The organism is Campylobacter sp. BCW_6871, from assembly GCF_001762325.1.
GTDB classification, from domain to species: domain Bacteria; phylum Campylobacterota; class Campylobacteria; order Campylobacterales; family Campylobacteraceae; genus Campylobacter_D; species Campylobacter_D jejuni.
Map to the genome: position 1 here is coordinate 1 of NZ_MJWQ01000005.1, position 16,195 is coordinate 16,195.

A 16,195-nucleotide genomic window follows, 5' to 3' on the forward strand; every position below is an offset into this window, starting at 1 on the left:
TGAGATTTGTCCAAATTCATCATTGCTTTTTACTTCTATAGTGGAAACATTTTTTGTTTTATGGTTGATGAAGTCAAAGAATGAAGTTAAACCTGTTTGGATAGCTGCAAGTGGAGAGAGGTATTTTGATACGATGAAATAAAGGAGGATGACGCTAAATACTACTACAATAATGACAACAATGGCTTGAATAAATGCAGCTTTATGAATAGGTTTATTTATAATATCAGCGCTTTCGGTAATACAAGCTGTATAAGCAAAGACTTTAGTACAAGTTCCAAGTCTTTCTTGTCCTTTTAATCCATAGGTAAAAAAATTATAATTTCCATTAGCCTTATATGCATTTAAAACTGGAGAATGATCAATAGACGGATTTAATAATTCTTTATTGGTTGCAGCAAATATTTTATTTTCTTTATCAAATAAAAAAGTATTTCCAGGAGTTTTTGCAACTAAATTTTGTAAATCTTCAGATGGCATATCTATACCTAACACCCCAATAAATTTACCATCTTTATAAATAGCTTTAGAATATGTTATCACATATTGTTTTGTTGCAGTATCTAAATATGTTGGTGTAATAAAAACATTATTCGTTTTTAACGCTCCTTGATACCATTCTTTTGCTTTTATATCCAAATTATCATATAAATTAGGCATTATTTTTTTGTTATCATTAGCTTGTTCGCTGAGTAAAACTTTTCCATTTGCTAAACCTAAATAAGTATTTAATGCGTCTGTACTATGGCGATAATATTTCAATATTGGACCAACATTGTTAATAATATTTTCTTCGGTATTTAAAGATTGATAAGGTAAATTTATTATATCTTTTTCTAAATTCTCGGTAAAAGATATATTTGTTGACCTAAAATTTTCAACAGTAGATTGCGTAACTTTAAGCAGGTCAGTTTGATTTTTAAGAGTACTTTCATGTAGTGAGGTTTTTGTAAAATAAAAACTTACAATACCTAGAATAATTAAGGCAAAAATTGCAATTAAATTTGCAATGAGAGAAAGCTTAAATTTTATACTATTCATTTTTTTCCTTTATTTGTATTTATTTTTAAATTTAAAATTAAATCTAGTATTATTTTATCAAAAAATATAAAATATTTCTTGACTTTTATCTTGAAAATTTAAAAATTTAATTATATTAATTGAAAATTATATGTATTTTTCTAAAAAGTAGCATTATTATAAAATAATAAAATATTTAGTTAAAAATTGAATTGTATGAAATTTATATTTATAAAGGATTAGAATGGCTTATACGATCATAGAGGTAGAAAGAAAAACAGGAGTTTCTAGTAGAACACTTAGGTTTTGGCTAGATAAAGGTTTATTTCCCTTTGTGGAAAAAGATAAAAATGGAGTGCGTTATTTTAGTGAAAAAGATTTAGAATGGGTGATTTGGGTGGATTGTTATAGACAAATTGGCATGAGTATCGAGGATCTTAAAAGATATATTTTTTTATGTGCTAAAGGAAAGAGTACTGCAAAAGAGAGATTAGAGATTATTTTAAAATTAAAAGAAAAAACACTAAAGGATATGAAAAAATTGGAGAATATTATAAAAAAACTTGATTTTAAAATAGATTATTATGAAAAAATGGTTATGGAAAATAAAGATGAGCTAAATCCTTTAAGTAAAGATTATATTAAACGGAAAAAACGAGTAAAAATTTAAAAATATTTAATTTTATTCTTGACTTACACCAGATGTTAGGTTTTATACTTTTGATTAACATGATAGAAAAATGTTTTAATAATTAAGAACTATTAGTTTTTAATAAAAAATAAAAAAAGGATAAAAATGCAAAGAAGAAAATTAAGAAATTTGGAAGTAAGTGTCTTAGGACTTGGTTGTATGGGAATGAGCTTTGGTTATGGAGAAACTAAAGATGAAAAAGAGATGATAACACTCATTCATAGGGCAAAGGATCTTGGTATTGATTTTTTTGATACAGCCGAAGTTTATGGTCCTTTTATTAATGAAGAATTAGTAGGTAAAGCAATAAAACCTTTTAGAAATGAAGTGGTATTAGCAACAAAATTTGGTGTCAGGATTGAGGGTGTTAAGCAAATTGTCGATAGTACACTTAGTAAAATCAGACAAAGTTTAGAAGGTAGTTTGAAGCGTTTGCAAACAGATTGTATAGATCTTTATTATCAACATAGAGTCGATACAAATGTTCCAGTTGAAGAAGTTGCTAATTTAATGAGCGAGTTTTACAAAGAAGGAAAAATTAAGGCTTGGGGTATGAGTGAAGCAGGGGTGCAAAGTATTAAAAAAGCTCACGCAGTATTTCCGCTTAGTGCGGTTCAAAGTGAGTATTCTTTATGGTGGAGAGAACCAGAAAAAGAACTTTTAAAAGTTTTGGAAGAATTAAATATAGGTTTTGTTCCTTTTTCTCCTTTAGGAAAAGGATTTTTAGCAGGTAAATTTGATGCAAATTCTACTTTTGAAAATAATGACTTTAGATCACAAGTTCCACGTTTTAAAAGCGAGAATTTAAAAGCTAATTTGGATTTAGTTTATGCATTAGAAGATATAGCAAAAGCTAAAAATGCTACTTTAGCACAAATTGCTCTTGCTTGGGTTTTAGCACAAAAAACATTTATTGCACCTATTTTTGGAACAACAAATTTACGAAGATTAGAAGAAAATATTAATGCTGTTAATATTGATTTTACTCAAGAAGAATTAAATCATTTAAAGAGTATTTTAGAAAAAATAATAATCAAAGGGGATCGGTATGCCGGTGAAGCAGCTCTTAGAGTTGGGAAATAAAAAGTTTGGTTTATTTCTTATTGTAATGGTTTTATGTAGTTTTGTTAAAGGAGTGTAAATGCAAGAACTTGAAAGTAAAGGAATTCATGGAAGTTTTAAAGGCGATAGTAAATTTTTTAGCAAAAATGTAAAAGTTTCTATGATGTTTAAATCAAACGAGTGGAGAAATTTTAGTGGAGCTTTGGTTGAATTTGAAGCCAGTGCTAGAAGTGCATGGCATACTCATCCTCAAGGACAAACCTTAATCGTAACAGAGGGTGAAATCATCACAAAAGTTCCAGGTCAAAAAGCCTTTATAGCCAAAAAAGGCGATGTGATAAGCTGTCCTATAGGAGTAAAGCATTTTCATGGTGCGACTAATACAAGTAGTGGAGCACACATAGCACTTACAGGCGAGAAAGAAGGTAAAAATGTAGAATGGCTTGAGCTTGTAAGTGATGAAGAATATGAAAATGCCTTAAAAGAAGCAAGAGAGTAAAGAAATTTGTAAATAAAACGCAAAAATTTTATAAAAACTTTTATGTTTTTTGGAGTATTTTAAATGCTCTTTTTTCGCAAATTTTAAAAACCACAAAGGATAAAACCATGCAATTAAGACAAAAAGCAAGAGAAATTTTTGAAAAATTTTTTGGAAAAGTGGAAGAAAAACTGCTTTTTACAAGCGATAAGGAGTTTTTTACTAATCACATTAATTTTACTTTTGGCGAGAGTTTTGTAAAAGCAAATTTGGATACACAAAAATATTTTTTAATCACCCTTGCTTCTACTTTAGCAGTAGGTGGAAAAATAGAGTTTAAAGCTTTACTTCAAGGTGCAATCAAGAACGATATAAGTCCTATTGTCATTAAGGAAGTGATTTATCAAGCTACGCCTTATGTGGGTTTTGCTAGAGTATGTGATTTTTTAAGCCTTTGTAATAAAGTGTTTAAAAAACTAAATATCGCCTTAGTTTTAACTCCACAAGGTACTACTACGCAAGAAAATCGCAAAATAAAAGGCAGGGAAATACAAAATGCTATTTTTAGTGAAGCCAATATCACTAAAATGATAGAAACTACACCAGAAGATAAAGCTTTTATAAATGATTTTTTGAGTGCGAATTGTTTTGGAGACTACTATACACGCATGGGACTTGATCTAAAAACTAGAGAGCTTTTAACCCTTGTATATCTTATCTCACTTGGTGGGCTAGACAATCAAGTAAAAGCTCACATACAAGGCAATCTTAACATGGGGCAAAGTAGAAAAGATTTGCTAAATATCATTGCAGCTCTTATTCCATATATCGGTTATCCAAAGGCTTTAAATGCCCTAAATTTGCTTGATGATATTAAAAAGTAGAATGCAAGCAATAAATATTTATTGTAAATTGAGCTTAGAAGTTATTTGTAAATTAGTTTTTATCAAAAAACTTGCAATCATTTTAGTATGCTTTTAAGCTCATTTAGATATTTTTGTTGTGTTTTTAGATTTTCTTCTAAAGAATTTAAAATCTCTTCGCTAGTTCTTAGGATTTTTTCTTCTTTTACATTTGGATTTTTAGCACTTAGATCATAGTTTCTTTCTTCAAGCTCTTTTTTGCTAACAAGCCAAGAATTAGCAGTGATTTTTCTTTCTTTGTAGTATTTTAGAAATTCGTTAAAATGTGCGTATTCTAAAGGCTTATTTTTAGTAAGTTTATAAGGCGGTATAAGTTCGTAGTAATAAACTCCATCGCCTTCACAAATACATTTTTTACCTTTAGAGAAAAAAAGCACATTAGTCTTAACAGCACTATAAGGCAAAAATACCCCACTTGGCAAACTCAAAACGCATTCTAAATTAAAATCATCTAGTAAATCTTTTTTTACACTCACAAAGGCATTTGAATTTTGAAAAAGCACACCTTCAGGCACGATGATCGCACATCTTCCGTTGTTTTTTAAAGATTTTAAAATGTGTTGTAAAAACAAAAGTTCAGTAGCGTTTGATTTTATAGGAAAATTTTCTTGAATTTGTTCTTTTTCTTTACCTCCAAAAGGTGGATTTGCAAGTATTACTTCGTATTTATCTTTTTCTGTTATATCTGTTATTTTTTTACTTAAAGTATTTGTTTTTATGATATTTGGACTTGAAATTTCATGAAGTATCATATTCATAACGCCCATTGCATAGCTAAGCGGAGTTTTTTCTTTACCAAAAAGAGCATCATTTTTTAAAAATTCAAGCTCTTCTACGCTTAAATTTGCTTTTTTGCCTTTGGTTCTGTCTTTATATAAAATATGTAAAAAACTCTCAACTAAAAATCCACAACTACCACAAGAAGGATCATAAATTCTTTCTTTTGGTTTAGGATCTATTACTTCCACCATAGCCTTTATCAAAGGACGAGGGGTGTAAAATTCTCCACTATTTCCACCATCGCTACCCATATCTTTTAGAAGTTTTTCATAAACTTCACCTAAGGCAAATACTTTATCTTCTTTATTAAAACTAATCTCATCAATGATATTTATCACTTCTCTTAAAGTATGTCCATTTGCTATGCGATTGTCTATAAATTCAAAAATTCCACCGATTTTATACTCTATACTTTTAAAATCATCATTATTTTTAAAATTTTTAAGATAAGGAAAAAGCTCTTTATTTACAAATTCAAGCAAATCCGATCCACTTAAAGCATTTTTTACATCAAGTTTGCCATCTTTTTTAGGCGCTGCCCAAACACTCCAGCTAAATTTTTCTTGCAAAATGCTTTTATAATCTTTGCCATCTAAAAACGCTAAATCTTTTAAATTTGTCTCATAATCATCTAAAAATTTTAAAAAAAGTATCCAGCTAATTTGCTCTGTATAGTGCATAGCACCGCTTATACCATCATCTCTTCTTAAAATATCTGTGATTTTATCTATTTTATTTTGCATTAAAAAATTCCTTTTTTGAAAAGTTTTAAAAGTTCTATATTAATATAATAATTATTTCTACCCATTTTAATACACTCTAATACCCCTAAATTTTCACAAATTTTAAGATATTTTGAAGCACTTTGTCTAGAAATATTTAATGTTTTTATTAAAAATTCTATCTTTGTATAAGGATGAGAAAACAAAAGTTCCACAAAATCTTTACTATAAAAATTCGTTTTATTTTGTAAAATTTCGCTTACATTTAGCATCATTTTTTCTATCTTAATAATAGTTTCAATAGTCTTTACAGCGGTTTGCTCTATGCCTTTAAGTATGTATTCTATCCATTCTAAAATATCCCCTTCATCACGCACTTTTTGCAAAAGCTTATAATACTCATCTTTATTTTTTACTATATAAGCACTAAGATATAAAATAGGAAAATCCAAAAGTCCTTTATATACTAAATAAAGTATATTTATAATCCTACCCGTTCTGCCATTGCCATCATAAAAAGGATGAATGCTTTCAAATTGATAATGTATAATTGCCATCTTTACCAAAAAATCAAATTCATCTAAACTATCATCGTTAATGTATAGTTCTAAATTTCCCATAAGTTCTTGTATATTATTAGGATTTTGGGGTGGTATGTGTTTGATTTCTCCTGTAATAGGATTTTTAAGCATAGTTCCACTTTGTTTTCTAAAACCTGCATTATTTCTTTCTAATCTTTTTTGAATTTCTAAAATATGTGCATTTCTTAATAACTGTTCTTTTTTTAATAACTCATATCCTTTTTTCAAAGCACTTTCATAATCTTTCACTTCTTTTGCTGCTCTTGTGAGTTTGTTTTCATCAACTCGTGATAAAAAAAGTTCATCATGTGTTGTGATGATATTTTCTATCTCACTCGAATCTTTTGCTTCTTGTAAAATCAAAGCATTGATTAAAATACTTGGATTTGGTATGCTTTTACTAAGTCCATTTAACTCTGCTAATTTTCTAGAAGCTTTAATGATAAGACTATAAATATTTGCATTTAATTCTATATTTAAAGGCAATTTTTGAGGTATAAATTCTTTCATAATTTTCCAATTATGTTAATTTTTTCTAAAAATTTTAACATTATAAAAAAATATGTTAAAAAAATCAAAAATTTTTAACATATCAAGCCAATGTGTTAAAATTTGGCAAATTTTTTAACATTATAATTCTCCCTTAAAAGCTTTATCAAGCAAGGATTGCTTAAGCTCTTCATAATCTTTTAGTTCTTTAGTGTAAAGCTCTTTTAAAGCCTTTGTCTTTTCAAAGATAAAATCTAAATGCTCTGCGATTTGCTCTTGCTCTTTGAGTGGGGGTAGGGGGATTTGTAGGGATTTAAATTTTGGTATAGTAAGTTGCGGAATACTAGAACCTTCACCTTTTGCTATAAAAAAATTCAAACAAAAATATAAATAATGTAAGCATAATATATTTTCACAAGGAATTAAAGAAATAAGCCTTACAATAGGAAAATAAGGTTCTTTTCTAATGCAAACAAAACCTATTGTTCCTCTAGCAGATATAGTTAAAGAAGGTTTTATAATGGTAGCTTTATCTGTATATCCAACTAAACCATTATTATTTACACCATTTGCATAAACAGGGATTTGATTTTTGGCAGTTTTACTTTCTGTGCAGTTTTTTGGCTTATCTCCACCCGCAGAAATATTTTCGCTAATCTCTTCTAAGCTTTTCCATTCCCAAGATTGTGGGAGTTTATAGTTTTCTTTAGCATTGTCTTTTAATGGATTGAAAGCTTTTTGCAAGGCGCTTTGCATTAACTCATCTAAATTTAGCAAATCTTGCTCTAAAATTTTAATACTCTTATCTATCTTTGCAAAACTCTCATCTAAAATTCCCACTATCCTTTCTTGCTCTTTGAGCGGCGGTAACGGAATTTCGATTTGTTTAAGAATTTTTACACTAGCTATATTTTTGATTGCTGAACCTAAGGTGGATTCTAAAATTTTCTCTTGCATTATTGGAGAATTAAAATAATAAATAAAATAGCTATTTAAGATTTTTATATTATTAAGCCTTATTTTTAAAAGTGCTTGATTTATAATCCCCATTTCTGTATCTTTGGGTAATTCTACTATTTTTCCCAAAGTTCCAGAACAGCTAATTAGTAGGTCGCCTTCTGTTGCCTTAAACGCTTCTAATTCTTGAAATTTTTCATGCGAAATAAAATATCTTTTCCAATGTGGATCATTGTTTATAGGATTATATTGTTCAAAAATTCTAATACCCTTTTCTATAAAAAAGCTTTTTTTTAAAGCACTTCCAAATGGCCCTCTTTTTATAGAGTATTTATCACTTGATAATATTTCACCAAGTGTTTCCATTTTCCAACCCTGCGGTAAATTTGTCATTATGTTATTTTGCATTGTTCAATTCTTGAAATTTAATCGCTAGTTTATCCATAAAGGTATATGAGCTTTCATAATTATTTTTTTCTGCTTCTTTATTTGCCTTTCGAGCATTTGTAATAGCTGTAATAAGATTTTGCTTTATAATATTTGTAAAATTATAATCCTTTTTATAATCTTTTATATATTTTTTTAAATCCTTATTAATTAATTCATTACAAGGGCTATTTGTACCAAATGGTTTTGTGGTGCATGTAAAATGCAAAAGTATCCAAAATTCAAAACAAGGATTTGAGATAATTGCTTCAAATTTAAAATTCTTATCTTCTTTTATATATTCTTTTATATATTTTTCATATTCTTTTTGTGCCTTTATGAAATTTGCGTGTGTATCTTTGTCAAATACACAATACACCTCATTATAATCAAATAGATCATTTTTCTTTTTGGCAAATTTAACCACTTGTAAAGGACTTGAGTTCTCGCTTGGAATAATATCTATTGTTATGTTATTCAATCTAAAAAAATTTTTTAATTGTTTTAGATAATTAATCTCTGTTTTTTCACCTTCGCATACTATAAGTATAGCTTCATATTCGTTTTTTCTTGTTTTTCTATCTCTTATTTTTGTTTTTCTTTTTTTGCGTAAATCATCAGTTCCCATTATCACTCCAAAATGATAATATTTCTTTAAAATAAGGTAAAGCTCCAAAACGCCCTAAAAGATAATCATTTTCTAAATTTGTTTTATCTTTTCTCACTTTAAAATCACTTAAAGGATAAAGTTTGGTTGCTTTATTTTGCTTTTCACAAAACCAAATTTGATCTCTTCTAAATACATCTTGATTTAAAATAGAAGTATCGTGAGTGGTAAAAATAAGTTGAGCATTTGATTTGTTTAAATCTTCATTATGAAAAAGATTTACTAAAAATTTTGTCATCAAAGGATGTAGGTGAGTATTTAGCTCATCAACTACAATAGTGTATCCTTGTTCTAAAGCTTCTACCCAAGGTCCAATCAATTTAAAAAATTTTTGCGTTCCTTGCGATTCTAACTCCAACATATCAAATAATATTTGTTTGCCTTGCTGATTTGTATGTATTGTTTTTATATCTGTTTTTTTTAATCTTGCACCTTTTTCTAAATCAGTTTGCATCATTTGTTTAATTTCTTGTGGAATATTTTCTTGCATTAAGTTTGTTTTATTTAATTCTGTTTCTTCAACAACAATATCTTCAATATCTAAATCAGCTTGTTTTAGATAAGATATAATTTTTTGTTTATCTTGTCGTAAAATATCAATCGTTACTTCTTGTCCATCATTCCAACTATCCGTACAAGTTACTCTAATATATTTTAGAAAAAAATCAAATACAGGTTTTAATTGCTCATTATTTAATTGAATAGCCACAGATAAAAACAAGGCATTATCTCTGGTGCTATTTTCCCATAGTTGTTTAGAACCTAGAAATTTAGCTCCAAAAGAATAATTATATTTTTCTTCTTTTTCATTGTAAATTCTTTCAAACCACTTTTGCGCTCTATTGCTTTCGCCAAAAACTAAAAGCCATTCTTCTAAAATTTTTTCAGAATTTAAAATAAAGCCATATTGATACTTTGTGTCATTTTGTATAAAAATAATTTCAAATTTTGTAGACTTATTATCTTCATTGCCTAATAAAAAAGGTATTATGGGTAATTTATCTCCTCTTTGCCCATTTGCACTTGAAATAACAATCTTTTTCATAATTGCTAAAGCTTTAATGATATTTGATTTCCCAGAAGCATTTGCTCCATAAAGTACACTGCTTTTTAATAATTTTAACTTTTTATCGTTATTGGTATGAGAAGTTAAAAAAGTATTATCACTACTTGCAACCATACTTAAAACTTGCTCATCTTGTATAGATAAAAAATTTTCCACTCTAAATTCTATTAACATTTTTCTTCCTAAAAATATATAAAATTCTATTTTAGATAATTATTTTAACAAAAAATCTCAAATTTAATCTTAAAAATATCATATAGCATAAATCTCTCTTTGTAAATCATCAAAACTTTGTTTTAGAATTTCTAAGCCACCAAATTCATCGGCCAATTCTCTTACATTGCCTAAAGAGCTAAGCTCTATAAGCGGTTTTAAGCCATCATCAAAGTCTTTTATGCCATATTCTTGATATCTATTTAGTAAAAATTCTATGAATTTTATGGCTTTTTCTTTTTGAAAGCGTTTTAAAAACTCACCATTTTCTACTTGTAAAACACGCTCTTGCCTTGTTTTTATCTCGGCATTAAAGCTTAAATGCGCTAAAACATCGTATATATCACAATCTTTTTGAAAAATTTCTCTTAGATCTTTTAAAGCATCTTCATCAACTCCATCATTTGCAAGGGCTTTTAAAAATCTTTCTCTATTTTTTTGATCACTCCAAATTTCACGCAATTTTGCTTCATCATCATAATACTCACCAAGCTTTCCTATCAAAAATTCCAAAAACTCCTTAGTGCTAAGTGGCTTACCTTGTGCTCCTACATAAGTAGTTGTGATATCTAAAACCTTAAGTTTTGTGCCTTTTAAGTGTATGGTTACGCTCTTTTTTTCTTTGCTTTCTTCTTTTGTTTGTTTTATATGCTCTTTAGTGATTTTTTCTTTTTCATCTTGCTCTTTTAATTCTTCTATTTTTTCACCATCCCATTTTGGATCATAAAAAAGCTTAGTCGCACCGACAAAATCAAGTATAGTAAAAAAGTCTTTGCCTTCATAAACCCTAGTGCCACGCCCGATAATTTGCTTAAATTCCACCATAGAACCTATATTTGCTAGCAATACTATATTTCGCACATTTTTTGCATCCACTCCAGTTGTGAGCATTTTAGAGCTAGTAAGTATGACAGGATAGCTTTTGTCATTATCTTGAAACAATTTTAGATAATCAAGCCCTATTTTACCTTCATCACTCGTAACTCTTACGCAATAATCATCTCTTTTAACGCTTTTATATTTATCTATAGCTCTTTTTACCTCGTTTGCATGAGCTTGATTTGCACAAAAAATTATAGTTTTATCCATGGGATTTATAAGCTCTAAAATTTTCTTAGCGATAAAGTCATTATAGTTTGGTAAAAAGATATTTCTTTCAAACTCACTTTGTTTATAAAAGCCTTTTTCAAGCTCACCTTGTATCAAATCATCAGGATTATAGGTATAACCATCACTCAAAGTTGTTTTTATGAGTTTGACTTTATAAGGGGTTAAAAATCCATCTTCAATACCACTTTTAAGACTATAATCATAAACACTCTCACCAAAATACTCATAAGTGTCTATGTTTTCTTCTTTTTTTGGAGTAGCGGTTAAACCAAGCTGAGTCGCATAAGAAAAATATTCAAGCACAGCTCTCCAGCTTCCTTCTTCGTTTGCTCCACCTCTGTGGCACTCATCTATGATGATAAGATCAAAAAAATCTTTTGGGTATTGAAGATAAAATTTGCTCTCTTGTTCTTCTTGGGTGTTTTCTTGTTCTTTTGAATTTGCGGCTAAGCTTTGATAAATTCCAAAGAAAACATTTGCATTTGTTATGATTTTTCCATCATTTTTCTTTATTTCTTCAGCACTAATTGCCTTGCAATCACTTTCTATAGGATTAAATTCTCCTAAGGCTTGATCTCTTAAGCTCACTCTATCGCATAAAAATAGTATTTTAGGCTTTTGATCTTTGTTTTCTTTATTCCATCTTGCCTCTAACAAACGATAGCACAAATTAAAAGCTATGGTTGTTTTTCCTGTGCCTGTAGCAAGAGTGAGTAAAATTCTATCTTTATTGTTTATAATAGCTTCTATGACTTTGTCTATGGCTATTTTTTGATAATACCTTAATTCTTTTTGCGGGATAAATAAGTCTTTTTGTGTAAGAAGTTTGTGTTGCCATTCTTTTAAATTCCCAAAAACACGCTCAAATAAAACTTGCGGACTAGCAAAATTTTGCACATACTCGCCCCTTGCATTTTGCATATCGTATTCATAAATCTTTTCTCCATTTGTGCAATACACAAAACGCACATCTAAATTTTTTGCATATTCTTGTGCTTGAGAAAGTCCATCAAGCGGGTCTTTGCTTAATTTCTTTGCTTCAATGATAGCTAGGTGTTTGTTTTGAAATTTAAGTAAATAATCAACGAATTTTCTTTGCCCTCTTTTGCCGCCTATGAGTTTTTTTCCTGCATTAAAATAGTATTCTCTTATTATGTTTTCTTCATTCCATAAAGCTAATTTTAATTTCTCATCTATAATTTTAACCCTTGTATCGTGCTCTGAAAAATTCATTTTTAACCCTAAATTAATTTTAAAATAATAATAACATATTTTAATTTGAATAACGGTTACTTTACAATTTTCTTAAAATTTTGCAATATTTTTTTACATTTTTTCGATAAGAAAAAAGCTTAAAGTCATTCTTTTTTGCTACAAATTTGGTGTTTTTGTGAAATAAATTTTCAAGCTTTTTTCTTGTTTTTTCAATTTGTTCAAGTGAAGTAGTATTAAAAGAATTTAAGATAATTTTTATTTCTTTTTGCTTTAAAAAGTTTAGAATATCAGTATTTTGTTTACCTAGCCAAATTTCAAAACCAAATTTAAGTCCGACTTTAAAACTAAGCATATCAAAAAGTGTTTCACGCATAGAATTTAACAAATAATTTGACATTATAAATTGTTTTCTTAAAAGAGCTTTTTCTAATTTTGTAAAAGTAAAATAAAACTCATTGCATATTTCATCAAAATCTTTTTCTGTTGGTTTCTTAATGCAAAAAACATTCTCATTTTGAGTTTTCTTAAATCTTTGATCTTTATCTATAAGCGCTTTGCTTAAAGGTTCAAATTTATAATAATGTTTCAATGATTTTAAGGGGATAAATTTAAAGTCTATTCTCACTCCATTTTTAAAAATCACCAAAAAACTCACCCAATTTTTAGGCAAATCAGCTTTATAGAATTCAAAGCTTTCAGGGGCTTGATAAAATAAAATTTTTCCAAAATTTTTAATAAATTTAGGTAATTTTGCTTTTTTGATATCTTTGCTTTTGTTTAGGTTTAATAATTTTCTCAAATTTTTAGATTTTAGAAAAAATGAAATATCATAATCTTGATATTTATCCTTTTTAGCTTTCTTATTTACTCTTGAACCTTCAAGTGTTATAAGACGAATTTGTTTATAAATAAAAGCAATATTTTTAATTTTTTCTAAAATTCTTTTTTCGCTTTGCATCTAAAAATTCCTTTTTAAAAAATCTTAAAAGTTTTATATTTATATAATAATGATTTTTATCCATTTTGATATATTTTAAAAATATTAAATTTTCATAAATTCTTTTATATTTTAAAATTTCTAAAGATTTTTAACATTATAAAAAAAATACGTTAAAAAATCAAAAAATTTTAACACATCAAGTATTTTTCTAATTTTTAAAAAATTATTTTCTCTCTTGACTTATAGCTACTCTAATGTTTTATAATTATAAAAAATCAAAAAAGGAGCAAAGATGCAATACAAAATTTTAGAAAACAATCGCATCGCAAGTAAAGGCTATGCAATGCTTAGTAAAGATGCGAAATTTACACCCTTTGAATTTAGCCGCCACGCTATTGGCGATAATGATATTTTGATTAAAATCCTATATGCAGGCATTTGTCATAGCGATATTCACACCGCAAGAAGCGAGTGGGGAGAAGCTACTTATCCTTGCGTGCCTGGGCATGAGATAGCAGGAGAAGTTATCGCTGTGGGTAAAAATGTGAGTAAATTTAAAGTAGGAGATTACGCAGGGGTTGGTTGTATGGTAAATTCATGCGGTGAGTGCGATGCTTGCAAACGCTCACAAGAGCAGTTTTGCGAAAATGGCAAAACCATCTTTACTTACAATAGTTGTGATGTATTTCACGGCAATGAAAACACTTATGGGGGCTACTCAAACAACATAGTTGTAAGTGAAAAATTTGCCATTTGTGTGCCAAAAAATGCACCGATGGATAAGGTTGCACCTTTGCTTTGTGCGGGCATTACCACTTACTCGCCTTTAAAATTTTCTAAGATAAAAGAAGGTTCAAGCGTTGCTATAGCAGGATTTGGCGGACTTGGTATGATGGCTGTAAAATACGCTGTTAAAATGGGTGCAAAGGTTAGCGTTTTTGCTAGAAATGAAAACAAAAAAGCCGATGCTTTGGCTATGGGTGTAAGCTCATTTTACACAAGCACTAATAAAAACGCCGTAAAAGAACGCTTTGATTTAATCATCTCAACCATTCCAACGCCTTATAATCCTGCAATTTATTTAGATTTGCTTAAATTTGGTGGCGAAATGGCTATAGTTGGCTTACCTCCTGTGGAAGATAAGGTAAATATAGGCATAAACGAGCTTGTGCATAAGGCAGGTAAGAAGGTTTATGGTTCGTTAATTGGCGGTATTGCTGAAACTCAAGAAATGCTTGATTTTTCTTTAAAACATGGAATTTATCCAGAAACCGAGCTTATTACCCCACAAGAAATCGATAAAGCTTATGAAAATCTAACCTCAGGAAAGGCTAAATTTCGCTATGTTATTGATATGACAAAAGAATAATTTAATACTTATCAAAAACTACATCGCTAATGTCAAATCCTCTTTGCTTAGCGATGTCTAAAAGCTCTTTTGTGCTTTTTTCATCTATTATATTTCTTGCTAAAATCCAAAGGTATTTTTTATCAGGGCTACCCACAATGGCAACTTTATACTCGCTATCAATAAAAATGATTTCATAATTTACTTTATTAAAAAGGTTCATAAAGATGTTAAATCTCACTGCTAATTGCCTATTTGAAACGATTTTTGCCTTGCCTTTTATACTTGAAATTTCATTTTCTTTACTGCAAAAATTCTCAATCTCTACATAAGGAACACCATTTTTATATTTAAGCTCGTATTTTGCCTTTGAATTTAGGCAAGATTTTTGAAAAAAGGCGGGTTTTCTAGCCATTTCAAGCCATTCTCCCATATAATTTTGTAAAGAAAGTTCGCCAATTAATTCAAGCATTTTTTTCCTTTTTGTCTTTCTCGCCCCATTTGCACATAGCTTGTAAAATGGGAATTAAACTTTGTCCGCGTTTGGATAAGCTATATTCTACCTTGGGTGGAATTTGAGCGTATTCTTTTCTGATAATTAAACCATCATTTTCTAGTTCTCTTAAGGTATTGGTTAAAGTTTTAAAAGATATGGAGCTTAAAAAGCGTTTGAGTTCATTATAACGCACGATTTCATAGCGAAATAAGCAGTATAAAATACTCATTTTATATTTTCCATTAATTAATGCTAGAGTATAGTTAAATCCACATTCTTCGAAATTGCACTGAGAATTCTCTTTAGTCATTTAACATTCCTTTAGTATAGTATCTTACTTTATTTTCTGTATTGAAAATGATATTATGCTAAGTTATAATTGTATCATAAAATTTAAAAAAGGATAAAAATGAAAAATATACTCTTGCTTAATGGTGCTAAAGAATTTGGAAGTTCAAAAGGACAGCTTAATTTAACATTGCATAATCATGCTTTAGAAATTTTAAAAACATTAGGATACGAAGTAGATCAAACTCACATAGATCAAGGATATGATCCTAAAGAAGAGATACAAAAATTTATAAAAGCTGATGCTGTGATCTATCAAATGCCAGCTTGGTGGATGGGCGAGCCTTGGATAGTTAAAAAATATATCGATGAAGTGTTTGGTTTGGGTGCTGGAGTGCTTTTTAAAAATGATGGAAGAACTCATGAAAATCCTAGTAAAAACTACGGAAAAGGTGGTTTAGATCATGGTAAAAAATACATGTTTTCTCTCACTTGGAATGCACCTCTTGAAGCCTTTAATGATAAAAATGAATTTTTTGAAGGAAAGGGTGTAGATATGGTGTATTGGCATTTGCATAAGGCTCATGAATTTATAGGTATGAAAGCTTTACCAACTTTTATGTGTAATGATGTGGTAAAAAATCCTCAAGTGGAAAAATATCTAAATGAGTATGAACTACACTTGAAAAAAATTTTTAAAAAAATTTGACTTAAAAATTTCAA

Annotated in this window: 15 protein-coding genes and 1 pseudogene; 6 read left to right on the forward strand and 10 right to left on the reverse strand. The window is 28.7% G+C overall.

The features are described 5' to 3' along the window. Positions 1 to 1,041 (reverse strand): cache domain-containing protein (locus AJ930_RS00025; RefSeq protein WP_222545633.1); only part of this gene is annotated, 1,041 nt, incomplete at its 3' end. A gap of 223 nt (positions 1,042 to 1,264) precedes the next feature. On the opposite strand from AJ930_RS00025, the gene AJ930_RS00030 reads away from it, so the two are divergent. From AJ930_RS00030 to AJ930_RS00045, 4 genes are all read left to right on the forward strand, one after another. Next, positions 1,265 to 1,690 carry a MerR family transcriptional regulator gene (locus AJ930_RS00030; RefSeq protein WP_044794524.1) on the forward strand — a complete coding sequence of 142 codons (426 nt, stop codon included), beginning with the start codon at positions 1,265 to 1,267 and terminating at the stop codon, positions 1,688 to 1,690. 126 nt (positions 1,691 to 1,816) lie between these two features. Further along, positions 1,817 to 2,794, forward strand: coding sequence for an aldo/keto reductase (locus AJ930_RS00035; RefSeq protein WP_070274640.1), 978 nt, complete (start codon positions 1,817 to 1,819; stop codon positions 2,792 to 2,794). 58 nt (positions 2,795 to 2,852) lie between these two features. Further along, positions 2,853 to 3,272, forward strand: a complete 420-nt coding sequence (locus AJ930_RS00040; protein WP_070247970.1) for a cupin domain-containing protein — start codon at positions 2,853 to 2,855, stop codon at positions 3,270 to 3,272. 107 nt (positions 3,273 to 3,379) lie between these two features. Next, the gene (locus AJ930_RS00045; protein WP_044260267.1) at positions 3,380 to 4,135 is read left to right on the forward strand and encodes a carboxymuconolactone decarboxylase family protein; all 756 of its coding nucleotides are present in this window, start codon (positions 3,380 to 3,382) and stop codon (positions 4,133 to 4,135) included. Between the two features lie 77 nt (positions 4,136 to 4,212). Here AJ930_RS00045 and AJ930_RS00050 read toward each other — a convergent pair whose 3' ends face one another. From AJ930_RS00050 to AJ930_RS00080, 7 genes are all read right to left on the reverse strand, one after another. Further along, complete coding sequence (locus tag AJ930_RS00050; protein ID WP_070274641.1) at positions 4,213 to 5,697, reverse strand: type I restriction-modification system subunit M; 1,485 nt, start codon at positions 5,695 to 5,697, stop codon at positions 4,213 to 4,215. Next, on the reverse strand, positions 5,697 to 6,767 hold the full coding sequence (locus AJ930_RS00055; RefSeq protein ID WP_070274642.1) for a Fic family protein: 1,071 nt from the start codon (positions 6,765 to 6,767) through the stop codon (positions 5,697 to 5,699). Before AJ930_RS00055 ends, AJ930_RS00050 begins: the two co-directional genes overlap by 1 nt. A 120-nt stretch (positions 6,768 to 6,887) precedes the next feature. Further along, the gene (locus AJ930_RS00060) at positions 6,888 to 8,111 is read right to left on the reverse strand and encodes a restriction endonuclease subunit S (protein WP_251822601.1); all 1,224 of its coding nucleotides are present in this window, start codon (positions 8,109 to 8,111) and stop codon (positions 6,888 to 6,890) included. Then, entirely contained in the window at positions 8,101 to 8,757 is a 657-nt protein-coding gene (locus AJ930_RS00065) for an RloB family protein (RefSeq protein WP_070274643.1), read from the reverse strand. Before AJ930_RS00065 ends, AJ930_RS00060 begins: the two co-directional genes overlap by 11 nt. Next, a complete protein-coding gene (locus AJ930_RS00070) occupies positions 8,747 to 10,036 on the reverse strand; it encodes an AAA family ATPase (RefSeq protein WP_070274644.1) in 1,290 nt (429 codons plus the stop codon). The genes AJ930_RS00065 and AJ930_RS00070 overlap by 11 nt, the downstream gene beginning before the upstream one ends. Before the next feature lie 78 nt (positions 10,037 to 10,114). Further along, positions 10,115 to 12,418 (reverse strand): EcoAI/FtnUII family type I restriction enzme subunit R, encoded by a 2,304-nt coding sequence (hsdR, locus tag AJ930_RS00075; protein WP_070274645.1) that lies wholly within the window; start codon positions 12,416 to 12,418, stop codon positions 10,115 to 10,117. A gap of 61 nt (positions 12,419 to 12,479) precedes the next feature. Continuing rightward, positions 12,480 to 13,358: an aminoglycoside 6-adenylyltransferase gene (locus tag AJ930_RS00080; RefSeq protein ID WP_044780632.1), complete on the reverse strand. Its 879-nt coding sequence runs from the start codon at positions 13,356 to 13,358 to the stop codon at positions 12,480 to 12,482. A gap of 274 nt (positions 13,359 to 13,632) precedes the next feature. On the opposite strand from AJ930_RS00080, the gene AJ930_RS00085 reads away from it, so the two are divergent. Continuing rightward, a complete protein-coding gene (locus tag AJ930_RS00085; RefSeq protein ID WP_070274646.1) occupies positions 13,633 to 14,709 on the forward strand; it encodes an NAD(P)-dependent alcohol dehydrogenase in 1,077 nt (358 codons plus the stop codon). Between the two features lies 1 nt (position 14,710). Here the strand turns inward: AJ930_RS00085 and AJ930_RS00090 are convergent, their stop codons facing one another. After that, complete coding sequence (locus AJ930_RS00090; protein WP_052858443.1) at positions 14,711 to 15,160, reverse strand: lipocalin family protein; 450 nt, start codon at positions 15,158 to 15,160, stop codon at positions 14,711 to 14,713. Beyond that, positions 15,148 to 15,494: pseudogene (gene rrpA / locus AJ930_RS00095) on the reverse strand (MarR family transcription factor RrpA). The gene AJ930_RS00090 and the pseudogene rrpA overlap by 13 nt, the downstream one beginning before the upstream one ends. A gap of 99 nt (positions 15,495 to 15,593) precedes the next feature. Between rrpA and AJ930_RS00100 the strand changes: the two are divergent. Continuing rightward, the gene (locus AJ930_RS00100) at positions 15,594 to 16,181 is read left to right on the forward strand and encodes an NAD(P)H-dependent oxidoreductase (RefSeq protein WP_070274647.1); all 588 of its coding nucleotides are present in this window, start codon (positions 15,594 to 15,596) and stop codon (positions 16,179 to 16,181) included. The last annotated feature ends 14 nt before the right edge of the window (positions 16,182 to 16,195 follow it).